Here is a 24,207-nt window from a genome sequence, read left to right on the forward strand (position 1 = left end):
TTCTTTCAGCTTATTTAGCAATCTTTTTCATAACGGAGCGATGACGAACGATTTCGCCATCGACCAAATAAATTGCATCCTCAGCAATGTTAGTTGCTAGATCTGCGATACGCTCCAAGTGGCGAATTGCCGAAAAGCAATGAAGCGCGGCAGCCACAAATTGAGCATCCTGCTGCATCGTCAAACGTAAACGATTGATCAAATCGGCATTCAATGCATCCACTTCGTCGTCGCGAAGGATCACACTCTTCGCCGCGCTGGTGTCCATGTTGACGAAGGCATCGAGTGCCCCTCGGACCATCCCACTGACCTTGGACACCATCGGGCCCACGCCCTCAGGAATCACAAAACGGGGATAGTCTTTGACTCCGATTGCGCGTTGAGCCACGTTGACGGCCAAGTCCGCAATCCGTTCTAAATCATTGTTCACTTTGATGACGGTTGAGATCCGGCGAAGATCGATTGCCACGGGATGATGCAGTGCCAACATCTTCAGACACTCTTCCTCGATTGCAACCTCTTGTTGATCCACTTCTTGATCATCATGGATTACTTTCTCGGCGAGGTCGACGCGTCCGTCCTGTAACGCCCGGCCGGCGTTGCCAATCATTTCTTCGACGACCGCCGAAAGTGACAAGATGTCACGATGCAGCTGGTCCATGTCACGGTCTAAATGTTTCGTCATGATGGCTTAACCAAATTTTCCCGTAACATAGTCTTCCGTCTGCTTCTGGTCAGGCAGGGTAAAGATCTGGTCCGTCGTACCAAACTCGATCACCCGACCTTGATAGAAAAACGCCGTCCTGTCGGATACCCGCGAGGCCTGCTGCATGTTGTGCGTCACGATCACAATCGTGTACTGCTGGCGAAGCTCGTAAATCAAATCCTCAATACTGCTGGTCGAAATCGGGTCGAGAGCCGAGCAGGGTTCGTCCATTAGAAGCACTTCGGGGCCGGTCGCAATAGTCCTTGCGATACAAACCCGCTGCTGTTGGCCCCCGCTTAATCCGAGTGCCGGTTTGTGCAGCCGATCTTTGACCTCGTCCCAAACGGCCGCTTTTTGCAGTGCCCACTGGACCAAATCGTCCAATTCGGACCGCGAAATGCGAAGGTGCAGTCGCGGACCATAGGCCACATTATCGTAAATCGTTTTGGGAAACGGATTCGGTTTTTGAAAAACAATACCGACCTGACGCCGCAGATCGACCACATCGGTGCTGGATGCGAGTACGTCCAGATCCCCCAGCGAGATATTGCCCTCGGCACGGGCGGTCGGCACGATGTCGTTCATACGATTGATCCAACGCAGCAGCGTCGTTTTCCCACACCCGCTCGGACCAATCAACGCGGTCACACGATTTTTGGGGATGTCCAACGAGATGTCATGCAGCGCGTGATAGCCACCGTAAAACGCATTGAAGCCTTCGATCCGAATGGCGGTACTGGCGTCGTCGGTCTGCTCTTTTGTATCGATCGGCGCCGAGTGCTGTGGCGAAGCGACGACCGCACGATCCGCTGGGCGAGATTCAACCACGGGATTCAGTTTTTTTAAAGAGACGGTCATCGGTTTCTTGCACTTGTAAGCGAGGTATCCGTCACAAAAAAGGAATAACACGAGTGACGAAAAAATAGTTCTCTAGCGATTTACGAAAGCGGCCTTGATGTGCGGTTACGGATCAACACCGCGACCGCGTTAAAGGACAATAGCAGCGTCAACAAAACGATAATGCCTTTGGCGGCAACGGCATGGAACTCGACTTGAGGCCGCGCGGCCCAGTTGAAAATCTGTAACGGCATCACCGAAAAATCGTCCATCAAATTCCCGGGATTCGATCCGATGTAAACGATGCCGCAGATGATCAAAATCGGAGCGGCTTCACCAATCGCTCGGCTCATTGCCAAGATCGCTCCGGTCATGATCCCCGGGATCGCCGCAGGCAGCGTCACGTTTTGCACCGTTTGCCACTGAGTCGCTCCCATCCCTAGTGAACCTTCGCGTAGCGAGTTCGGCACGGCTCGCAGCGATTCTTGAGACGCGATAATTACGATCGGCAACACAACCAACATCAATGTCAATCCGCCCGACAGCACACCCCGACCAAGCGGGAAGCGAAAACAGTACCAAGTCTTTTTACTGATTCGGCCCGCCTCGGCGTCGGCTCGCAACGTCACCGCACGCAGGTTCACCTCGCGAGGTAGACGCTGTTTGACTCCAATCACGTTCACATCGACGTGTTCTCCTGAACTGGTGATCGCTGTCAATCCAGGCTTCAATTCCGGAGCGGGCGAATTCGACTCGGCCGCGGGAACCAACAAGATTCGATTGCCTTCGCTGACAAATTGGTCAAAGTAGGTCGCACCGACTTCGAACGCCGGTTCATTGCTGTGCCCCATGATGCCAAACATTCCGGCAAACGCGGTCAGCCCGATGATCCCATAGACCACCGACGGCACCCCTGCCAAGTTGCTGATATTCAACTGGATGAAGCTGTGGAACCAACGCATCGCGACCGAGCGTGGTTTGAACTCTTCCAAAAAGATCGCCGTCGCAACTCCGATCGGAAGCGTGAACAAGGCACACACACCACACACCCACATCGAACCCAACAACGCGGGACGAATGCCGGCGTCCGCGGGCGTCGCACTGGGCGGTGAACTGACAAAATCCCAGTCAAAACCTGGCAGCCCTTGGTAGAAAACCGCACTTAACATGACGGCCAAGATGATCACCGACAACAGTGCCGTGACTTGGCAAAAACGCACAAACCAACGATCGAGTCGGTGACGACTCTTTAGGTTGCGATGCTTCTTGGAACCCGGTTTGTCATTGACTTGACTCATTCGTACGCCTCACGAAATCGCTTGCGGACGACGTTGCCAAGCACCGTCAAGCTAAAGGTAATGATGAACAAGACGGCAGCGACCGCGTACATCGAATAGTATTCCATCCCCTCGTGGCTGGCGTCACCCAAGGCCATTTGGACCATCCATCCGGTCATCGTTTGAATTTCGTTTCGCGGATCCGCCGTCATGCGAGCGGTGGCCCCGGCCGCCAATGCGACGATCATCGTTTCGCCAATCGCGCGGGCGATGGCTAATAAGAACGCGGACACCAATCCCGAAAGTGCTGCTGGAACGACCACCTTGGTCGCCACGTCAAATCGAGTCCCGCCTAAACCGTACGCGGCATCACGCAGACTTCGTGGGACGGCATGCAGTGCATCTTCGGAGAGCGAACAAACCGTTGGCAGACAAAGAATGCCCACCGCCAAACCGGCACTGAACGCGTTGAAGACGTTGAAGCCTTCGTGGATGAATTTCAGTCCCGGCGTGATCACGGTCAGTGCAAAGTAACCGTAAACCACTGTGGGAATACCAGCCAAAATCTCAAGCGTGGGTTTTAGGGTCGATCGCAATTTGCGAGGCGCGTATTCACTCAGGTAGACGGCGGTAACCAACCCCAGCGGTAACGCCACGACCATTGCCACCGCGGTCACAAGCAAGGTGCCTGCGACAAGAGGCCAGATTCCAATCTCGCCTGAAAACAGAGGCGACCATTTGGCCGACCCCAGAAACTTGCCGACGCTGACACCGTCCATCGCGAAAAAGCGAAACGTTTCACGAAACAACACAAAGATGATCGTGAATGTGATCGCGATCGATAGCGATGCACTGAGAAACAACATCACGCGAACCATACGATCGCGAATCTGTGCGGCGATCGGCGACCGCCGCCGCGATGGGTGGTGGACGATCGATGTGATGTCGTCGGTAGCGTTAATCACGCTCATAAAAATCGTCTTCCCATTCGCATCATGCTCGTTTTCCGGTAGCGAAACTCGCACGTGAGTTTCGTTCAGGTAGTGGATCTTGCTAAAGATCCCTTATGCCGCAGGATCTTTAGCAAGATCCACTACAACCAACCCTAAAATCACTATTCGATGTCGACGACGTCTTCGATCGTGTACAGTTCGGCCAACGGACCGCTTCGTTTTTCTAAGTCAGCGGTCAAGTAGTGCGTCCCCGTGATCCGTTCTTCGTAGTGAGTTTGAACCACTTCATAAACCGAATCGGGCAGCGCGACATAGTCGACCATTTCTGCTAGTTTGCCCGCTTCCCGTAGATAAAACTCGAGGAATTGTTTGACTTCGGGACGTTTCATCGAGTCGGTTTTGACGTAGATGAACAAGGGGCGACTGAACGGTGCGTACTCGCCGCTTTCGATGGTTTGGGGAGTCGGCCCGACAGCTTTGCCTGTCTTCGGATCGACGATTTTGACCGCTTTGATTTTGTCAACGTTGGCAAAGTAATAGGAAGCTCCGAAGAACCCGATCGCCCCTTTCTCACCTGCGACGCCGGTGACCAATACGTTGTCATCTTCGCTAACCGACATGTCGTCGCGAGGATGTTCGTTCTCGTCATCCTTGGCAACGACATCGCCAAAGAAATAGTCAAACGTTCCCGAGTCCGTGCCCGGTGCGTAGATTTTGATTGCTAGTTCAGGCCACTTTGGATTGACATCTTTCCAAGTCTTTGCGCCGCCCTCTCGCAGAAAGATCTTCTTCAGTTCATCGACGGTCAACTGATCCACAAAGTCGTTCTCTTTGTTGATCACGATCGACAAGCCGTCGTAGGCGATCGGCAGTTCCACGAACGAAACGCCTTTTTCTTTACAGGCCTTGAATTCGGAATCTTTGATCGGACGCGAGGCGTCGGAGATATCGATCTCGCCGTTGGTGAATCGATCGAATCCGCCACCTGTTCCTGAAATGGCGACCGTCACTTTGACGTTCTTGAAGGTTTTTCCAAATGCCTCGGCCGCCGCTTCGCTGATCGGAGCCACGGTGCTGGAACCATCGATTTCAACGGCGCCTTCGATATCCGCCAACTCACTTGTTCCCAAGTCGTCGATCGCAATGTCAGAGGTCGATTTCGATGGGCTGGTCGACGCAGGCCCACAACCGACCATTGCCAAACAAACCACACCCGCCGCCAAAGTTTCGCCAAGCACCGCAGTGCCACTACGAAACGGTTTCAACCACATCATTCACCTTCTCCAGGAATCCTTGCGAGCAAACAAGTCGTGACCGACTCGAACAGCCGAGATCCTAGGGCCTGAATGTTAAGATTGCGTTAAGATCACTTAAAGGCCGCGCGATTATGAAGACAGTTTGGAAGCGGCGTTTCCCGTGTCCCAAAACGACAACGTGGAAACGGTGAACCGTGGGCCTTTCAGGAGAGCGTCCGGCTTAGAAATAGGATAACCCGAAACGTGAGCGAGGGACCACATCAAGATCGAATGCCCCTCGCTAATGCTTCGAGTTGTAAAAAAAACGCAGCTGCAAAACTCACGCGCCGGGTGAGGATGATGGTTGCTCCGTGAGCCGGCGGAATAATTTTATACAAAATGGTTAAGTCGGTGGCAAATGCCTGCGGCTAAAACGGTGACCGAAGTTCCACCAGCATCGACTGCTCGGGCGGCCTCGTGCCTCATTCAACCTAAGAATCGGGGTCGGGCCATAGCAAAAGTCGCCAAGACTTTCGGCAATTCACGGCAACGCCAAAACACTTGGCGAGTTTCGCTACCCCAAAATCAAAACGGGATGATGCACTAACTAAGCGGCAAGCGGACCTGGAACGTGCTGCCTTCGCCCGGTTTACTGCACAATTTTACCGATCCACCAAACGCTTGGCAGAGGTGTTTGACGATCGAAAGTCCCAATCCGGTGCCACCCAACTCGCGCGACCTTGCTTTGTCGGCTCGATAAAAACGTTCAAACACGCGCGTATGATGCTCCGGTGCAATCCCGATGCCGGTATCTTGGACCTCCAGCAGCATTTGATCGTTCTCTTCGCACCAGCGCACCGTAACGCGACCGTTTTCGGGCGTATACTTGATCGCGTTTCCAATCAAATTATCCAAGATCGTCGTCAAGCCATCTTCATCGGCATAGACTCGCATCGGTAATGCAGATGGCTCGACCACCAAGTGAATTTCCTTTCGCTGAGCCGCATCGGTGTAGTGGTTAAAACAAGTATCAACCACTTTGTTCACCGACACATCCGTGATCTCGAACGCTTCCTCGCCCGATTCGACGCGTGCGATCTGCAACATGTCAAGAATCAGCTGGTGCAACCGCTCGGCCTGTTCTTCGATTCGATCGACAAACTTCAAGTTGTTCTCGGGGTCGCTCATCGCACCCAAGCGAAGCGTTTCCGCATACGCCTTGATCGACGCCAACGGCGTTTTTAATTCATGAGAGACATTGGCAACAAATTCCTGGCGTAGATTCTCCAGCCGTCTCAGTTCGGTGATGTTGTGCAGCACCATCACGACGCCGTTGGCGGGATCGCCAGGCAAACAGGTCGCGCGAACCGCCAAATCACGCCGAACTTGACAGATCGATTCGAATTCAGTTTGCTCGGGTCCGCCGGTTTCCAAACACTTTTGCACTAACTCGTGAAGCGGTCGGCTGCGGACCGCTTCTAACAACGGTCGGCCTACCTCGTTCGCCGTGGCAAAGTTAAGTAACGTCTTGCTGGCGTCGTTGGCCAACACAATTCGCTGGTCCATATCGATCGCGATGATGCCCTCGTCCATGCTGCTGAGCACCGTGGTCATCTGCTCGTTTTTCTCACGCAGTTGCCGAAATCGTCGCCCCAATTCCGACTGCATCTGGTTGAACGCTTCGGCCAACAACCCCACCTCGTCCTGGCTGCGAACTTGCACCGGTGCTTGATCGATCCCACTGGCAATCGCCTGGGCTCGGTCGGTAAGTTGAGCAAGTGGGTTGATGATTCGGCCGACGATCGCATAGGTCAGCCCCGTCGCAATCGCACCGAATAAGAGGGCGAGCAACCACAACGAGCGACGCACCGTGGCCACGCGTTCGTTGATCGTATCAAGCTCAACCGCCACGCGTACAAACGCTGATCTCCCCTCGGGCGATTGAATTTGCAGAGCGAGATAATACATGTCGATCTGAAGCGTCGGACTCTCGCGGGTCGCCACCCCCTTGCCAACTTCGCTGGCCGCCAGCAGTTCAGGACGGTTCGCGTGGCTAAGCATCGATTTCGGATTTCGCTCGGAATCGGCTAACACTTCACCTTCCGCATCGATGATCGTCAGTCGCATCTGAGTCTCGGATGCCAATTGCGAAATCAATGCTTGCAATTCATTTTGGGCCTGATTTTCAGCCCCAACATTGGCCTCTTGGTCGAGCACGCCGGCAACTAAATCGGTCACATGGCTACGCAACACCACCGCCGTGTCAAACAAACGCTGTTCGACTTGTCGATTGATTTCAACCCGCTGCGACGAGGTCACGATGAACAGAAACCCAACGGCTAGCGTTAAGTTCAATCCGACCGAAATCAGAAACAGTTTCCAAAACAGACGAGATGACCGCACGGCACGCCCCGAAGAGTTTTTCCAAGAATTTTCAAGAGCGGCGCCGGACCCGAGTGGGAAATGGACCCGAGTGGGAAAAACGTCGCTCAACGCACAGCGATCATCCCCCAATCGCTTCGCAGATCACGACCTGCACTGACCGCTTTGTCGTAAAACAAAACGCCCCACGTTCCCATAACGGAATTTAGATAACAAGGGGGAGCGAGGGTGGCAGACATTCTGTCGCTACATTTTCATCCAATCATCACGTTTGCACACGATTTCTTCATCTTCGGTTGCATTCACGCCCGCACGAACCCCCCAGCGTCAGGCGTCCATCTGCTGAAACGATTCGCGGACATTCGACCTCGATCGACAAAGAATCCGCCGATTCTCGTTTGACGCGAGCAGGGTAAATCTGCGATTCATTGGGAGATTGATTCCTCGAATCGGCTCGCGTTGACGCTGTGAATTGCCATCCTTGACTCGCGTCTCGCCTGATCCGGCAGCGTCCTGTTTTTTTTGGAGAACGAAATGTCGCTCCTGTTAACGATCCTTCGCGCGGCGCATTGCCGCAGCACGCATCACTATTTCGCTCTTGATGCGATCTCGATGCTCGAAACCCCATCGGGCGTCCAGCTCGGGAACATTTTGCTGCAACATTACAGCGACTACCTCCGCGGTGCCAAGGATCCAGACACCAAGTTTCGCGACTTCAAAAACCACGTGCTGCATGTCGGCGACAACAATTGGGGTGGCGCTCCGCGTGCCTGCGAAAAATGGCTCGCCACCGCCACCGATCAGCTGGAACATCAACAATTCAAACAGGCCGCCTACAGTTTGGGGGTGCTCAGCCATTACTTTACCGATCCCATCATGCCACTGCATACCGGTTCGAGCGAACAGGAAGGGGTCGTTCATCGACCGATGGAATGGAGCGTTTGCAAGTCGTATGAGGAAATCTATAGCCAAATCCGCGATGGCAAGGTGCGTGTCCGTTTTCAACTCGCCCGCAGCGACGGCTGGATTTCCGAAGCGGTAATGACGGCAGCTCAGCAATCGCACCAGCACTATCACCGAATCATTGAGATCTATGATCTCAAACGCGGAGTGAAGCGTCCCGCGGACGGTCTGAACGCCGAGTCCCGCGAAATCTTGGTCGGCATGTTTGGGATCGCGATCACCGGCTGGGCTCGCATCCTTGAACGTGTCGCGCAGTCCTGCCAAAGCCCGCTGCCTCAGGTCTCGTTGAACTTGGCCACGGTCGTCTCGGCGATCCAGATTCCCTCGCAGTGGGTCGTGCGAAAGATTGCCTCGGCGCAGGAACAACAAGCGGTCCGTGCCCTGTTTGCCGAATTCGAACGCACCGGGACGGTTAAAGCAAACTTGCCCGAAGAAGTCCGTTCGGTCCGCGCCGAACGACCTCTGCCAAACGCGACGACGGTGTCGGGGGCGAGCGTGACGGAACCGGTCACCGACAATCCGGCCGCGGGAACTCCATCAACGTTGCCAAGCGTGGACGATTCGTCGAACGCGGCTTCGTCGCGACAACGAGCGTCCGTCTCGTCTTCGCCAAGCACGGTATCGCCGAGCACGTCATCGTACTCCCAAGACTCATCGTACTCCCAAGACCTCGTCGATGCGCCGTCGATTGGTCCCAAGACCGCGAAACGATTCGCCGCCATCGGCATCACGACCATCGGCCAATTTTTAGCGAGTGATGCCAAGCAGATGGCAGCCCAATTGGACACTCGCTGGATCACGGCGGAATTGATCGAAGATTGGCAGGCGCAAGCGACGTTGGTGACCCACATCGCATCGCTGTGCGGTTACAAGTCACAACTGCTGGTCGCGGTGGGCTGCCGTACGCCCGCCGAGTTGGCCGAACGTGTGGCGGATGAACTGAGCGATGAAATCGACCGCTACTGTGACACCAAAGCAGGCCAACGGATCCTCCGTAGCAGCACTCCTCCGGACCAAGCCAATGTAGCTCGCTGGATCGCCGAAGCTCGAGTGTACCGAAAAAATCGAGCGGCCTAAGTTCAATCGATCGGCAACAAAAACGCGATCGGCAACAAGAACGAAAAGGTTGCGATAGAGACGCGGAAGTTCTTAACGGCAAAAAGACAAAAGTCTTGACGACTTCCGCTACGACGTCCAACGGAGATTATGGTCCTGGGCTCGCTGCACCCCTAAACGCTGTAAACGGGGCAATGCCTACAACGTCTAAAAAGTGCAGCGAGCCCAAAATCAAATTCGCCGCAGAGCTCATTATACCGTTCCCTCATTTTTCGTATGACAGAAGCATACATCGGAAATTCGGATAACCGCAGGCTGATAAACTCGTCCTTTTACCTATTCCTCCAAACTTAACTTCGCTGGGTCGGCGAAGTACCCTAAAACTCATTTACAAAATCCGAAAACCACCCGATTTCAAACATTTTTGCTTCACAACTCCCAGGAACGCAAAATAGGCAATCTGCGAACCAAAGGCAAAATGCAATGATGATCTAGTGTTCAGTAACGACAATCCGCTATGAAATCCGAACAATCCTAACGACCCACCCTGTCGGGCAAGTGACTAGCAGTGAGCGGATGAATGCTAGCAAGATTTAATTCACATGGATGATTTACGCATGAGTACCAAACCCACTCGATTGACTTGGAAGAACGCGGTCCTAGCGGGACTCACCTGCAGCACCAGCGTTTTGGGGGTTGGATGTGCTTCGACGAAGACCTCCAATACGGCGCGAACCGGCACGGAACAGATTCTGATTTCGGCCGCGATTGACCGCGCGTTCTCCAACGTACAGTTCAACGAGCTGGCGGGTTACAAAGTCTTCATCGACGAAAAGTACCTTGATTCCGTCGACAAGGCTTACCTCATGGGCACGCTTCGTCACAAAATCTTTGAATCAGGCGGACATTTGGTGACCACACTCGATCAAGCGGACGTCGTGCTTGAACCACGCAGTGGCGGTGTGGGAACCGATACACAAGAGAGCTACGTGGGGATCCCAGCGCTCGGCATGCCAGGATTGCCGATCGAGCTTCCTGAAATCAAGCTTGCTTCGCGGAACACTCAAATGGGAACCGCCAAAATCGGGCTGGTTTGTTATGACGCGAAAACGGGTGTCGCGTTAGGTGCGGGCGGAGAATCGACCGCGTTGACCCACAACAATGACACTTATGTGCTTGGCGTTGGACCGTTTCGCAGCGGTTCGGTCATCGACCAGCGTCAAAAGGCGGTCGGTTACAACGGTGTCGGTGGCAGCATCATGAGTTCGGGCAAGGTTGCCAAAGCGGCCCCGATCAAAATCATGGACCGCAAAGATGCGGTGATGGGTTCGCCGTCGACGCCCGCTGAGCAAATTGCCGAAACGCCCTCCGTCCCCGATTACTTCAATCGCTAACGCGGTAATCGCGCTCCCCTGGCTCGCCATGCGAGACGCAGGCGATGTGAAATCCGCGTTCAAAGGGACACAATCGAAGCGGCAACGCGGCATGTAAAATCCCTATGGGTTTGTTAAGATGCTGGCTCACACCAGCGAACCATTTTCGGTTTGGTGGTGTGACGTTTTGCATCATCAAACAACCAACATCATTGGGATTGGCATCGTGTCAAATTTAGCAGGAAAAGTCGTTGCGATTACAGGCGGCGGAACGGGGATTGGCGCTGGTATCGCACGGGAATTGGCCATGGCTGGCTGTAAAGTCGTCGTGGGCGGACGTCGTACCGAACCACTTGAAACGCTGGCCCAAACGATTCAAAGCGAGCATCCCGTTCGGACTCACGCCATCGACGTCGCGGATCCCAACAGCATCACCGCGTTCTTTGCCTTTGTCCGTGACCAAGTGGGCGAGGTCGACATCCTGGTCAACAGTGCTGGGATCAATATCCAAAACCGCACTATGGCTGCCATGGTCCCCGAAGACTGGGATCGTGTCATGCAAATTAATGCCTCCGGAGCCTACCGCTGCATCCTCGAAGTGCTTCCGAAAATGCGTGAGCGTCGTGACGGCGTTGTGATCAACATCTCGTCGATCGCTGGCAAACGAGCGATCTCGCTCGGCGGTGTGGTTTACTGTGCCAGCAAGTTTGCAATGACCGCCCTTGGCACTGCCATTTCAAACGAAGTACGCAACGAAGGCGTGCGAGTGACGAACGTCTACCCTGGCGAAGTGAACACGCCGATTTTGGACAACCGGCCCGTCGCGGTCACGAGGGAGCACAAAGACGCCATCCTGCAACCCGAAGACATCGCGGCGCTGATCGGCACGATTTGCCAATTGCCACCGCGAGCCCATGTACCGGAAATCGTGATCAAGCCAACCATCCAAGAATGGGTTTAGTAGACGTATTGCATTCCAAAGTGGATGCCATGCACGTAAAACGTCTTGTAGTCCATCTTGGAACTCGGTCGTAGCGGGTCGGAAACCGGATCCGCTAGGTTGGACGCTAATTGGTCATCGATCAGCCCTGACACTTGCAACGCTTCGGTCATCGCGATGATGTGATACCCCACCGTCACGTCAAACCGTGGGAAGTAACGCCATCCCAGCGACAAATCGATCTCGGGAACCCACGCGAATGTATCGTCGACTCGATTCCCCGCATTGGTGCTGCGAACCAGCAGACCATTCGGATCAGTGAACGTCGGGCCATTGCTGGTTTGGGTTTGCCCTGACAAAGTCGCTTCGCGTCGCAGATTTCCCGCGGCAACTTTGAACAAACTGTTGAACGACCAACATCCTTCGCGGTAGCGTGTCGCAATTCCAATCTGTCCGCCGTGGAAATCGTTTTGTGCATCAAACGAATCACGGATGGCGAAGACCGAGCCAAGCGGAGCGGGATTGTCCTCACCGGCGGTCGAGGTGCTCGAGGTGACCAGATCTTCGCTCAGATGCATATACTGGTATCCGTACAAAAGATCGACGGTGCCGCCATAGCGTGAATAAGCGTGTTGCCGAATCGAAAGGTCGGCTCCGTACACGCTGCTCGAGGCATGTACGTTTGCGAATCCTGAATTGGTGAATCCGGGCGTCGCAACCACTTGCGTGTCTTGGCTCGGCGTTTGCCCCGTGGTGACATTGAAAAAGGGGCGTGTGATGACAGGGGTCGTCGATTGATCGGCACTGAAGTTATAGGTCTCCTCGCCCGTTCCCCAACCGCGAACCACCATGCTTCGCGAATGATGATCGTCAAGCCAGGTGCCCACCGTCAATCGACCTCCGGCAGTAAGCTCGTTCAGCACTTCGCCACCGCCCGCTATGACGCGAGTCGAGGCTTGCCCGAGTCGGCCGGGGTTGGTGGCCGTCGCGGGAGCGGTGGTGAACAGCGGCGGCAGATAATCGCCGCTGCGGAACATCAATAACAATTCAAAATTGGCAAACCAACGATCGCGACGAAACACCAAGCTGGCGTTGGCCCAGTTTCCAGGGCCGCAGTGGTTGCAACCAATCGAGTCGCATCCATAGCCGTCACAGCCGTACGAATCACAGCTCTCGACACCGCAGCCGACGTCGCCGTATCCGCCTTCGTAATACTGGCCCTCTTCGTAAAACTCTTCGCCCTCGGAGGACCAAGTTTCGATCGGCGCGGGCCATGCGTCGCTTTCCACAATAATCTCTTGTTCGCCGCTGCCGTGCGGAGTCGGGTCCATCAGCACGACATTATTGTGGCTGACTTGCTGCAGTTTCGCCCGGCGTGATAGCAATTGAGGTTCCGTCGCTGGCGAACCTTCCTGGACATCACTTTCCTGAGCATCACGGTCGCCCGATTCCATCACGTTGCCATGGATGTCTTCGACCGGCACTGGAATCAGTCGCGAATTCGACTGGGTCGCCGACTTCGTGACCGTCGGCGGCTGATAGACGCCGCGATCCGGCTTTTTCGTACGAATCTGAGCGTGCACCGCAGGAGTTCCAAAGAGCACGCTAGCAATTGTCACCACCCCAAAGACAACTTGGTAGGGGGAACGGCTGATCGTACGCGGCAATTTCATTGCTTATCTTCCGACACATTGAACGAATCATCATCAGTTCGCTGAGTGCACAGCGACCCTAGTGAATGTTTCGACAATTCCAATCATGTCGGTTGAGCAATTCTGGAAAGCTTTGACGGTTATTCCGATTGCAAGGCCGGAACCCCCGTAGCATAGGCTTCCAGCCTGTCATCGGTCACCACTCCCCCTCTCGTTCCCACTGGCCGGACCGAAAGTCTTGACGACTTTCGCTACGGGAGGGCCGGGCCGAAAGTCTTGACGACTTCCGCTACGGGAGGGCCGGGCCGAAAGTCTTCGCGATTTTCGCTACGGGTGGCGTAGGACGGATTACTCGGGAAAGCGAGTTTGCAGGATCGGTGGGAAATCGCCCGTCAAACCTTCGACCATGAATGCGACCAAGTCGGCCTTTTCCTGTTCGGTCAACTTCAGCGGTTTGACCTTGTCGCTTAGCCATGGGTTGGGATGTCCGCCGCGGTCGTACCACTCGACAACTTCCTCGAGCGTTTTTTGGCTGCCGTCGTGCATGTACGGTGGTGACGCGGCAACATTTCGCATTGTGGGTGTCTTGAACGCGCCCCGGTCCTTCTCGTCCTTGCTGACTTCGAAACGACCGAGGTCCGGCTTCTCGGCGGCCATCCCGACACCAAGATTGTGGTACTGTTCATCGGTAAAGTTGCCACCGGCGTGACATGCTGTGCAGTTGGCTTTCCCAAACGTCAACTTCATGCCCCGTTTGGCCGACTCACTCATCGGATGCTCGGCTACCGCTTTCTTCAGCGCGTCGTACTGTTTTTTCAGCTCAGGTTCTTCGTCGAGATACTCTAAATCATCGGCGAACGTTTCCTCGAAACGGACAAGCGGAGCATAGTAGTCGTAGGGAGCGGGTCCGGTCACGATGGCACGTTCAAACGACGCGATTGCTTTGCCGACGTTGTCGATGTTCAATCCATCCTCGAAAATTGCATCAAACTGCAACTTGTAACCGGCGATGCCTGACAAGCATTCGACGCATCCCGAGTGCGTATTGCCCATCTCGATCGGGTTCGCGATCGGTCCCACCGCTTGCTCTTCGAGCGTTGCGGCGCGTCCGTCCCAAAACTGAGCCTTGCTGACAATTCGGTTGTACGAGACGGGTGAGTTTCGCCCCCCCTCTTGTTGGCGAACGCCCACACCAAACTGTGTGTTCGCCGCGTAACCTTGGTCGGGATCATGACAGGATGCACACGACACGGTGCTGTCGGATGACAAGCGAGGATCGAAATACAATTGACGTCCCAGTTCGATCTTGGCCCGGGTCATCGGATTGTCTTCGGGAATGAACACATTCGCACTGGCAGCATCGAGTCCAAGCGGCAGCTTGATTTTCAATTCCGCATGATTCTCGGGTTTGGCAAGCCAAAGCTTCAGCTCCGCCTCGGTCAAATCGCCTTCGCCGGGGATTCCCGTCAACAACGTCCCCGTCCCCAATGTGACCTCGTTGGATGGGGTTGCCGCAGGGGCGGGTTGTTCCGCCCAGCTGGTCGCGCCGAGCAATCCGAGGCTCAAAAAACAAAGGCTCGACGACACCAGGCTAAGCCGGGACACCCGAGTCAGCGGGGAACGAAAATTTCTTTGGCAGATAGAATGTCGCATCAGCGGCGTCTCTCGATTTTTCGGAGGGGATCTAGGTAGGTTGTCCTAGTATAACTACCTTTTCCAGGCACTTCACCATGGTAGCCGCGACAATGCGGGCGAGCAATTTTGCGATCACCGGGAGTCCGCTGCGAAACTCGAACTCATTTTGTTGTCTTGCGACGCACCCACTGCGTGACCGGTCGGGTACAATTGCGTCGGAAGGCAAAACGGATCGTCATCACCCGGTCAAATTGTCCGGAGAATCAGATTTTTCGATCCCAACCACTCATCCATCCCCCCTCGTTTCGAAACCGAACTCTTCTTCTCGCAAAAAACATCGCCCCGCATCCCAACGCAACTTCGAACGAACAAGCACCCACAAAACAGGCTCCGGAAACGAGGGCCCGCCCCCTGTCAAAAACATTGCAGCAGAACGGTCTTGAGCCAAACGCTTGACGGGGGATCGCAATCGTAAAAACGTCAGTGTCGCTTCACTCTTTATCCCATCACTCCGACCCTAATCACTTGCACGAAACCGCTTCTGAAATGTCATCGCCACCGCTTTCCCAACCGACCATCAACGCTGCGGAACTGCTCACGAAAATCAACCATGTGCGGACATCGCTGCAAGAGGTGATTCGTGGCAAGGCGAATGTCATTGACGCTGTCTTGATCGCGATGTTGGCTGAGGGCTCGGTGTTGCTCGAAGACGTGCCCGGAGTCGGTAAAACCACGCTCGCCAAATCGTTGGCGAGATTGATTGACCTCGAGTTCCAACGCATCCAGTGCACGCCCGACCTGCTGCCCGCGGACATCATCGGCAGCAGTGTTTTCCGGCCGTCGTCGGGGACATTCGAATTTCGCGCCGGACCGGTTTTCAGCAACCTGTTGATCGCCGATGAAATCAACCGCGCCTCACCTCGCACGCAAAGTGCGCTGCTCGAAGCGATGGCGGAGTCCCAGGTCACGGTCGATGGCAAGCGGTATGTACTGAAGCGTCCCTTCATTGTCATCGCCACTCAAAACCCGTCCGGCTTCGAAGGCACATTCCCGCTGCCGGAATCGCAACTCGACCGCTTCCTGATGCGGTTGTCGATGGATTATCCCGATACCAACAGCGAAATTGAATTGCTGCTGGAACAAGCGGCATCGGACCCAGCGTCCGCATTGACACCTGTCATGACTGGCGACGAATTGACGGCACTGCAATCATTTGTCCGCAAAGTAAAAGTCGATCGCAAAGCAGTCGCGTATATCGTCGAGATTGCCGCCGCGACACGTACCGACACCCGACTGCGAGTCGGGGTCAGCCCGCGAGGATCGAAAATGTTGATGCGAGCGGCGCAAGCGAAAGCGGTTTTGTTGGGCCGTGACTACGTGCTGCCCGACGATGTGCAAAGCTTGGCACCGAGCATCCTTTCGCATCGCGTTTCGCCGCGTAATGCCATCGCAACCTCCGAAGAAACCACACTGATCATCGTTGATTTGCTAAAGTCCATCGAAGTACCAGTCTGAATCGCGTTCCCTTTCCGATCTTCTTCCCCCGAAAGCTAAATTTCTGCGATGCCGGATCTCTTGTTACCGACACATCCGGCGGGGACGCGACCGTGGTGGCGACGAATATTGCATGGTTTAGCCACCGTGTTGATGTTTCCGCTACGCACGGCGATTGCGATTCGGCGCTCCGCGACTCCCGCATCGATATCGATGCTGTTGATCGGCATCATCTCGCTGAACATCTTGTGGGGCTACCCCTGGGTCGGCATGTTCGCCGCCTGTGTTGCCACGCTTGGCGTCAGCTTGCTGGTGAACCAATTGATGCAGCCTCGTTTGCACGTCGATTTTTCGCTGCCACGCTGTGTCGAAGCGGGCCAGATTTTCAACCTGCGAATCCATTTAAAGAACCAACGTCATTTGCCTGCCTTGCAGTTGACGGCGGGATTGGATGCATCGCGTCGCAAAGATTTGTTCCGCCGCTTTCGCAAACGATCGGCGAACCAACAAAGCGATGCTGCCCGGGCTTACGAAGTACTGTCCGATGCCGTCTCGATCGGAATGATCTCGCCTCGCGAGACGGCATCCACCGACGTCGCGCTTCGCTTCCGTCATCGTGGCGTGCATCTGTTGCCGGACGTGTGCGTGAAATCAACGTTTCCGTTTTGCTTGTTCGAGTTCAGCAAACGGATCCCCAGCCAAACGACGATTCCGATCACACCTCGATTGGTGGGCCAGACCGACGAAGCAGCCTCCAGCGGTAAGTTGTCGGATATGTCGGGCTGGATTCGCAAGATCGCGGCCGCCGAGGCCTACGATTATTCGGGTAGCCGCGAATACGAAACCGGCATGTCGGTGCGACGCTGGGATTTTGCCTCATGGGCTCGGCTCGGTAAACCGATCGTCCAAGAATTCCAGACACCCGGCGTACGCATGGCATTTATCTTGGTCGACACCGCCGTCGCCCCGGATCCCCTCAGCCACGCTTCGCCAAGCAAAACATCGCCACCCCGCGACTCGAAGTCCGGCGGTGCGACCGTCGACCGCGAAGAGACGATCGAGCGTGTGCTGTCGCTAGCCGCCACCTGTCTGACCGAACTTTGGCAGCGTAACGTCGGCGTCCAGCTGATGATCACCAGCGAGTCACAAGATCCGCTGGACGACTCGCATCTCTCTCGCAAATCCGCGAGCGACCTCGAAACGATGCTGATCCGACTCGCGATGGCGCATCGCACCAGCACCCAGCAGGCCGACGAGGCTTTGGCGGCCTACATCGAATCGATGCCCCAGTCGCCGTCAATGCTGATCACTTCGCGAGACGATTTTCCCGCCAACGTCAGCAACGCCGCCTGTAAATTCATGCGTGTCCAATAATCGACAGCGTCTTCCATCGCGACGCGGCGTCATTTTGTAGCGGTGCGGCGCAAGCCGCCCGGTCTGTTTCGAACGCGTTACTCGCGGTAACCGGACGGCTCGCGTCGCGGGCGCTATCAAAAGAGTTGGCATTGGGGCCGTCGACGCGGCAAGATTCGCTACACGCCAAGATCGCGGAGCGGTCAGCGACATTGGTTACTCGACCGCATGGCCAGCGTACAGCGGCATGTGGCGGTAGTAAACTTCCAAACAAAACAGCGACAAACAAGTCGAATACAAGCGGCCGTGATCCCCCCAGCGGTCGCCTTGCGGATCCCAACTGCCACGTTCGCGTCCGCGAGTCTCTTGTTTGGCGGGCAATTGCACTCGCATTTTCTCGTTCCAACGTTGCCACGGCTCACCGCCGTAGTGATGCAATAACTGAGTCGCATAGTACCAGTAATAGCAGTCGCGATTGTTGTAGTCGAAGGGAGCGACTTCCCACAACGCGTCGATGCCCTGGACCATGGGCGCATGGTTTCGCGGCCAACCAAGGTATTGGCGGCACAACAAACCTTCTGCTGTCATCGGAGGGCTGGGGCGGCTGCGAGGTTGGTAGCCGTACTGGGCTCCGCCACTGGCTTGGGCTAGATCCAAGTAGCCTTCGACGTTGTACAACACGCTGCGGTTGACTTCCAAACCCGCCGATGAACCGCTTTCCAACGCCATCACAAACCATCCTGTGATCGACGTGTCCGAATCCGACTTGGGATAATAACGCCAACCGCCTTGTGCTCCTTGAGCGTCTTGAGCGTACTCGATGGCGGCTTGGGCCTTGTCGCGGAGCCATGAATCTTTGGTCATGCCGTACAATTCACACAGCACGATGGTCGCTTGGGCTTGCGCGTAGGCTTGTTCGTGACCACGAGCGTCTTTGGCCATGAAGCCGCTTCGCGATTGCTGTTTGACCAAATACTTGACCCCCTTGTCCACATGCTCGGCGTACTTGCCCTTGGTATGAGTGTTGCCGTCACCGAGGAACGCCAGCAGAGCCATCGCCGTGGCCGCGGTTCGATTTTCCACCACACCGCCATCGGCATACGGACCTCGTTTACTCCATCCACCATCAGTGCCCTGATTGCGGCTGAGCCATTCCAATCCCATTTCGACGGCATGCTGTGTCTCTTTGGTACCGCCATAGAGCGCCAACAGCGTCGACTTCATTGCTCCGGAACGTCCGTTGAACATCGGACGAGCGATCTCGATCTCGGGTCCGAACCCGATGTCCGCCATCGCCACTTCCGAGACCACCGAGTCGTTGGCGTCTTCAAAGATTGACGGGATATCGACCATCACTTCTTGATCGGTCTCGATGTCGGATGCATCCACCAGCACTTCACTGGGGTCGACGACAAATTCGGTAAAGTTGACTTCTTCTTTTGTTTCGCTCTGGCCGATTTCCAGCAGCACGCGACTGATCGCATCGCCCGCTGGGGTTGAGATCAGCGCCAGCGCTAACAACAACACCAAGTGGATGACGGTGCTGATCAACCAAGGCGGAGCCCCTTTGACGATTTTTTCTTCGGTGGACGGACCATCTTGCTCGTTGGCGTTAGCCTGCTCGGTCCCAGGCTGCTCGGTGCCGGCAGACGCCGCGTCGGGCTTCGCTTTTCTTTTGATGAACTTGGGCAGCTCGTCTCGCCAGCGAAGCGATTTTGCCGAACCAATCCCGCTGGCGACGACGGCGGCAGGCTGAGTTGCCGAGTGGGGGCGGAGCGTGTTTTCGTTTTGTGCCGATGCCGATCGCAATGGAGGCAGCGTCGCGCGGGGCGGCGGCGGAGGCGGAATCGGGGGGCTCGCAGGTGGGCCCGAACTAGGTGGGCCCGAACTAGGTGGAACTGGGCTGGGCGGAACTGCGGCAGGTGAAGGCGGAGCTGTTTTGGCCGGATCGCCATTCGTCTTTTCAGTAGCCCGGTTTATTTGGGGAGTTCGATTTTGGGGAGCGGGGTGAGTTGGATTCGCGGCTGGCTGCAATGGCGGAGGGGGCACGGAACCCGACTTGTGTGAGGTTCCCCCCAGAGGTGCGGGAGCCACATCGGGGTGGATCAAATCGGATTGGGAATCCACTTGCGACATCAAAAACCGAACAGCGAGAGAAAAGTTTGCATGACGAACAGGCTTCTACATAGAATAGGGTGTGAGTTAAAAAAATGCGAACGACGGAACCGGGAAACGGATACGAATTGCGTCGCTAGGGGGAAATCATCGTTACAAGTGACCTGACTGATAACGATTTTTCCGGTTGCGGCGGATCGAGAGAGGCATTGGCGGAGGGCAAGTCAAGAAATGTTAAAATTGGGATGTGCAGCCTGTTGACACTTTGCCGAGGATTCCCATATAGTCTGCACATCGATGGGAGACGCAAGTCGCTCACTCGAAAACTTCACCGCGGGATGGAGCAGCCCGGTAGCTCGCGAGGCTCATAACCTCGAGGTCGTCGGTTCGAATCCGGCTCCCGCAACTTCTCTGAAAGGTTGGAACACTTTCCGACCCAACGGTAAACGAAAAGCCGACGTGGCTCTCACGTCGGCTTTTTTCGTTTTATCCCGTTATCCCGCAACCACTTGCGTTAACGATCGTCGCGGCGGTTTCTCTATCGTCTCAGACATCCGAGAACACACTGGCCGGCGGCCGCGGCCGGATTTCGGTCTCTGGGCCAGAATTCTTACGTTCTCCGTTTCTTAGCCGGTTTGGGTTAGGAGCCGTCGCGACCTCCCTTTCGATCCAGTTGAGAACATCGTTTGACTCTGTAAATCGCGATGTTTCCTCTCACCAAGTTCGTAGCGACCCACCGAAACGGAGCCCAAACACCCTCAGCCGGGTCATGTGATTTAGAGACGCTGAGAATCGCTGGGAGAAGCGAACATCATCGCGATTTCACTGCCGCCCACCAAACCCAAGCGATTAGTACGCCCTGCAACGGCAGCCGTGCAACCAGTGCCAAAACCGGAATCGCCGGGAACTGGTCCGCGTTCATCAGCATGTCAACGTTCGCTGGGAATACGGCAACAAGCAGAGCGATCAATCCCCACCCCGCCGCTCGACGCAGTCGTGGCACCGCCAAGCCAACGCCACCAAGCACCTCAAAGAACCCGGAGACATAAACCAGAGCCAACGGCCAAGGCAGATACTCAGGCATGATCTTCAAGTACACGCCCGGCGACACGAAGTGATTGACGCCGGCCGCGATGAAAAGCAGGGAAAGTAGGCCAATTGAAAGTGCGTGACCCACGTTCGTCATTCTTGCTTCTCGATACACAGTTCGATGCCCCAGCCTTTAAAACGCAGGCCGAAGCCGCGGGAAACGCTGAACCCGGCCAATGCCAGGATAGCGAGGATAGCTAACACGGTTAGCAAAACTGTTGGGTCCATTGTTACGCACTCCTTTGGCGGTCGTTAGCTGATTCCACTTTCTGATCCTGAAACAATCCGTTTCGTATTCGATCCAAGCCCGATTTCAGCGTGCGACTGATCGCTTGCTGTGAAACGCCGAATTCAATCGCAAGTTCGTCCTGCGTTTTCCGATCGACGAAGCGTCCGACGATGATGGGTCGTTGTGTGGCCGTACAGTATTGCTCTGACAGAATTTGGACACTTTCAATCGAGGCGTCGACCAACTCCCTCGGTAAATGCATGTCGATCAATTCCCTAGGATCATCGCACCCGAGATCATCTTCGATTTCTGGCGTCATCGCTTCACTTTTGCGCCGGGACTTTCGTTCGGTATCCTGCGAACGGAGAAGCTCCAGCCAAAACGGATATAGCCCGATGAACGCCTTCCAACGTGTTTCAAGCTCGTTCGTCTGGTCTGCGTCGCCACGATAACCGGCGACACCGATCACCAACGATGCGTGTTCGTCATCAAGCCCGAATAGAAAGCCAGTTCCAATTTGATCTACCGCCGGGATGCGACCGTTGAACCAAGGCGACCTTCGATACATGAAGTGAAACAGCCGGCGTTCAGCTCGCGAAAGTTCAGGGCGAATCTCGACATATCGTTCGATGAGAGCGAGTTCGAGCAAGATATGAAGAATCCATTCAGCTTCTCTAGCGAGCAAGCGAATGCACTCATTTCGGTTGACCATGTTCTCGCAAAACCACTCCAACGCTTCCCACAGATCATCCGGGTCTTTGCTCTCAACCGCCTCAATCATCAGCTTTTGCGCTTGTTCGCCCATCGAATCGGGATTATCAGATTCGACGTCAATAATGCGTTGCACTACTTCCGCGGCGGAATCAACATCTAGAAATCGGTGAAGCTGATCATCGGAGATCTCGACCGGATCGTCACTTTGCGAGTTTTCTGATGCCGACAGTTCGGTGACATCGGCAAGGATTTGGCTTGCCGGGCGGAGTAGGTGTTCAAACGGCAGAGTGCGGTCGGTCTCGATCCGCAGCGCCGTCTTCATTAGCATCTGCTCAATCTCGTCCCACGCATCGTAAAGCTCCGGACAGACCTCAAAGACATCGTCCGCATCCAAAATCTCCTTCGCTTTCTTCTTCTTTTTCTTTGGAGCCTTTGGATCTCGCAGCCAGCTATGAGCTTCCGCCCTAACCGTGTCTGTGGCAGATTTTTCTAACTCAGCCCTTACCCCAACCATCTCGTCCAAGAGATTGTCGCGAAATGCCACATACCGAGTCTCATCAAACGGCATGACGATTTCTGGAGTTTGGTAGCGAGCTTCTTCAAAACTGTTCTGATCAAACCGATGGTCGTCGGTAACAAATCGCTTCAGTCGTTCTGACTGGGGAAGGTGACGCGAATTGGTCATTCGCATCATTTCTCGGAAGTCAGGAGAATGATTGAACGATTTCGCATCGAATCGTCTTTCATTCACCGGGTCGATCTTGTCGCACGCCCCAACGTACGAAAGCATTTGGATGCAGAAATCGAAGAACTTCTGATTTTCCGGTGTGCCATGATCGGCGTGCCAGCGAGCGATTTCGATCGCCTCTTGGATAAGGTTTTCCAGATCAGTGACGATCAGCAGCCGAAGAGATTCCCGGCGTGACTGACCATCGTCGTCCGTAATGGTGGGTTCGAGCTCAATGGCGTCGAACCCGAGTTCTCGAAAGCGTTCCGGTAGCCGGATCATGATCCATTCCTCAAGCGTGAAAAGTAGGTGCCTCTATAGGGAATGGAACTGGTGAACAACTTTCACAACGTCCAATCTGAAACTTTTTTTTGAAATCTTGCATTACTCATCTTTGCCAAATACGGCATCCCAGCCTTCGCGATATCGCTCTCGCGCAGACTTCGCAGTCTTACGAGGCCTGAAAAGATTGAGCAGCTCATCAATATCCGCGATCGTATCAACTTGTAGCCGTTCAAGCTGGATATCCATCTTCGGTATGTGGCTGACCTCGTCGAGCTTCACCTCGATCTGTTTTATAATGGCAGGGTGCTCGCCGAACTGCCTCGCCTCGTCAATTAGGTTCAGAAGACCGCTAACGCGATCACCTGCCGCCTCAATTTCCGATCGCGAAACAACCGCGTTGATCGCTCGTATTTCCTCTACTGTGGCCTCTATTAGTGGTTGTAGCGGAAATCGCGCGGGCTGGGACCGTAGGTCGGGCTCGACCACATTTCCCCATCCGTCAAAGTCACGGAGCAACTGATCTCTGTCAAGAAAGAAGTCAAGTTGCGCGATCTTTGTCGTCGCGTCAGTTTGCTGCTGTGACGCATTGGCAGCGATGTGACCAAGGGGCATCCCGCAATGCTGCGTGAAATTCCGAAGTCTGTACACGAATCGGTACGCAAAAGATGAATCGAACGATTTTGAAGCCGCTCCCTTAAACGCAGCAACTTGTTCGGAATCTTTTCCGAACTGTCTTTTCAACCGCGTCTCGGTGTGGTCGAGATACGTTCGCATAGCCCCCAGGAAGTTCAAAGTTGCAGCGTTGACATGGATCATCATGGCATGAACCATCGCCGCGTTAAGATTGGGATGCTCTGCATGGTCGGACGAAAGATCGTCGAGCGTCGTTCCGAACGCTTCAAAGTTGAATTCAACCACTTTCAATAACTGCAGGCTCGTGAAGTAATCGAAAACCGCTTTGTTACCGATGTCGTAGTCATTGAGTTCCGATGCCGAGAGAACGCGACCGACAGCTATCTGAGGATTGACGCCGCCGAGTTCAAAGTCGGCGGTAGCTGCCAGCCGCGTTTTGTCACATGACCATGGAAGTCCCAGAACGCGAACTCGATCTTGAATAAATTCGTTAATGTCTTGCATGGTGTAGCCGGTTAATCCTTCGATCTAGGTTCAGTTGTTGATTCGTTGTCAACTT

18 protein-coding genes and 1 tRNA gene are annotated in these 24,207 nt (G+C 54.9%); 6 read left to right on the top strand and 13 right to left on the bottom strand.

The genetic code is table 11. The annotated features are described in order from the left end of the window. Positions 1-10 precede the first annotated feature (10 nt). The 6 genes from phoU to ABD971_RS03495 form a co-directional block, all read right to left on the bottom strand. Positions 11-685, bottom strand: a complete 675-nt coding sequence (gene phoU / locus ABD971_RS03470) for a phosphate signaling complex protein PhoU (RefSeq protein ID WP_339940442.1) — start codon at positions 683-685, stop codon at positions 11-13. A gap of 6 nt (positions 686-691) precedes the next feature. Continuing rightward, positions 692-1,564, bottom strand: coding sequence for a phosphate ABC transporter ATP-binding protein PstB (gene pstB, locus ABD971_RS03475; protein WP_345319437.1), 873 nt, complete (start codon positions 1,562-1,564; stop codon positions 692-694). A gap of 80 nt (positions 1,565-1,644) precedes the next feature. Beyond that, positions 1,645-2,841 carry a PstA family ABC transporter permease gene (locus ABD971_RS03480; protein ID WP_345319439.1) on the bottom strand — a complete coding sequence of 399 codons (1,197 nt, stop codon included), beginning with the start codon at positions 2,839-2,841 and terminating at the stop codon, positions 1,645-1,647. Continuing rightward, positions 2,838-3,791, bottom strand: a complete 954-nt coding sequence (gene pstC, locus ABD971_RS03485; protein ID WP_345319441.1) for a phosphate ABC transporter permease subunit PstC — start codon at positions 3,789-3,791, stop codon at positions 2,838-2,840. Before pstC ends, ABD971_RS03480 begins: the two co-directional genes overlap by 4 nt. Before the next feature lie 143 nt (positions 3,792-3,934). Next, complete coding sequence (locus tag ABD971_RS03490; protein WP_345319443.1) at positions 3,935-5,047, bottom strand: PstS family phosphate ABC transporter substrate-binding protein; 1,113 nt, start codon at positions 5,045-5,047, stop codon at positions 3,935-3,937. A 564-nt stretch (positions 5,048-5,611) separates the two neighbouring features. Next, entirely contained in the window at positions 5,612-7,363 is a 1,752-nt protein-coding gene (locus tag ABD971_RS03495) for a sensor histidine kinase (RefSeq protein ID WP_345319445.1), read from the bottom strand. A 561-nt stretch (positions 7,364-7,924) separates the two neighbouring features. On the opposite strand from ABD971_RS03495, the gene ABD971_RS03500 reads away from it, so the two are divergent. From ABD971_RS03500 to ABD971_RS03510, 3 genes are all read left to right on the top strand, one after another. Continuing rightward, positions 7,925-9,430 (top strand): DUF4332 domain-containing protein, encoded by a 1,506-nt coding sequence (locus ABD971_RS03500; protein ID WP_345319447.1) that lies wholly within the window; start codon positions 7,925-7,927, stop codon positions 9,428-9,430. 596 nt (positions 9,431-10,026) lie between these two features. Continuing rightward, a complete protein-coding gene (locus tag ABD971_RS03505) occupies positions 10,027-10,803 on the top strand; it encodes a DUF6655 family protein (RefSeq protein ID WP_345319449.1) in 777 nt (258 codons plus the stop codon). A 202-nt stretch (positions 10,804-11,005) separates the two neighbouring features. Then, positions 11,006-11,743 (top strand): SDR family oxidoreductase, encoded by a 738-nt coding sequence (locus ABD971_RS03510; RefSeq protein ID WP_339940565.1) that lies wholly within the window; start codon positions 11,006-11,008, stop codon positions 11,741-11,743. Here the strand turns inward: ABD971_RS03510 and ABD971_RS03515 are convergent. Both ABD971_RS03515 and ABD971_RS03520 read right to left on the bottom strand, forming a co-directional pair. After that, positions 11,740-13,395: a BBP7 family outer membrane beta-barrel protein gene (locus tag ABD971_RS03515; RefSeq protein ID WP_345319451.1), complete on the bottom strand. Its 1,656-nt coding sequence runs from the start codon at positions 13,393-13,395 to the stop codon at positions 11,740-11,742. The genes ABD971_RS03510 and ABD971_RS03515 overlap by 4 nt on opposite strands. 327 nt (positions 13,396-13,722) lie before the next feature. Then, on the bottom strand, positions 13,723-14,940 hold the full coding sequence (locus ABD971_RS03520) for a cytochrome-c peroxidase (RefSeq protein WP_425571245.1): 1,218 nt from the start codon (positions 14,938-14,940) through the stop codon (positions 13,723-13,725). 615 nt (positions 14,941-15,555) lie between these two features. On the opposite strand from ABD971_RS03520, the gene ABD971_RS03525 reads away from it, so the two are divergent. Both ABD971_RS03525 and ABD971_RS03530 read left to right on the top strand, forming a co-directional pair. Beyond that, positions 15,556-16,524 carry an AAA family ATPase gene (locus ABD971_RS03525; protein ID WP_345319453.1) on the top strand — a complete coding sequence of 323 codons (969 nt, stop codon included), beginning with the start codon at positions 15,556-15,558 and terminating at the stop codon, positions 16,522-16,524. A 48-nt stretch (positions 16,525-16,572) separates the two neighbouring features. Next, a complete protein-coding gene (locus tag ABD971_RS03530; protein WP_345319455.1) occupies positions 16,573-17,877 on the top strand; it encodes a DUF58 domain-containing protein in 1,305 nt (434 codons plus the stop codon). 195 nt (positions 17,878-18,072) lie between these two features. Here the strand turns inward: ABD971_RS03530 and ABD971_RS03535 are convergent, their stop codons facing one another. Continuing rightward, on the bottom strand, positions 18,073-19,665 hold the full coding sequence (locus ABD971_RS03535) for a prenyltransferase/squalene oxidase repeat-containing protein (RefSeq protein ID WP_345319457.1): 1,593 nt from the start codon (positions 19,663-19,665) through the stop codon (positions 18,073-18,075). Positions 19,666-20,303: 638 nt separating this feature from the next. Between ABD971_RS03535 and ABD971_RS03540 the strand changes: the two genes are divergently transcribed. Continuing rightward, a tRNA-Met gene (locus ABD971_RS03540) sits at positions 20,304-20,377 on the top strand. Positions 20,378-20,782: 405 nt separating this feature from the next. Here ABD971_RS03540 and ABD971_RS03545 read toward each other — a convergent pair. The 4 genes from ABD971_RS03545 to ABD971_RS03560 all read right to left on the bottom strand — a co-directional run bounded on the left by ABD971_RS03545 (position 20,783) and on the right by ABD971_RS03560 (position 23,939). Beyond that, positions 20,783-21,157: a DoxX family protein gene (locus ABD971_RS03545; RefSeq protein WP_345319459.1), complete on the bottom strand. Its 375-nt coding sequence runs from the start codon at positions 21,155-21,157 to the stop codon at positions 20,783-20,785. Then, on the bottom strand, positions 21,154-21,288 hold the full coding sequence (locus tag ABD971_RS03550; protein ID WP_345319461.1) for a hypothetical protein: 135 nt from the start codon (positions 21,286-21,288) through the stop codon (positions 21,154-21,156). The genes ABD971_RS03545 and ABD971_RS03550 overlap by 4 nt, the downstream gene beginning before the upstream one ends. 2 nt (positions 21,289-21,290) lie before the next feature. Then, positions 21,291-23,012: a sigma factor-like helix-turn-helix DNA-binding protein gene (locus ABD971_RS03555; RefSeq protein WP_345319463.1), complete on the bottom strand. Its 1,722-nt coding sequence runs from the start codon at positions 23,010-23,012 to the stop codon at positions 21,291-21,293. 102 nt (positions 23,013-23,114) lie between these two features. Then, positions 23,115-23,939, bottom strand: a complete 825-nt coding sequence (locus tag ABD971_RS03560; protein ID WP_345319465.1) for a hypothetical protein — start codon at positions 23,937-23,939, stop codon at positions 23,115-23,117. Positions 23,940-24,207 lie beyond the last annotated feature (268 nt).

Source organism: Novipirellula rosea (assembly GCF_039541335.1).
Classification (GTDB): Bacteria; Planctomycetota; Planctomycetia; order Pirellulales; family Pirellulaceae; genus Novipirellula; species Novipirellula rosea.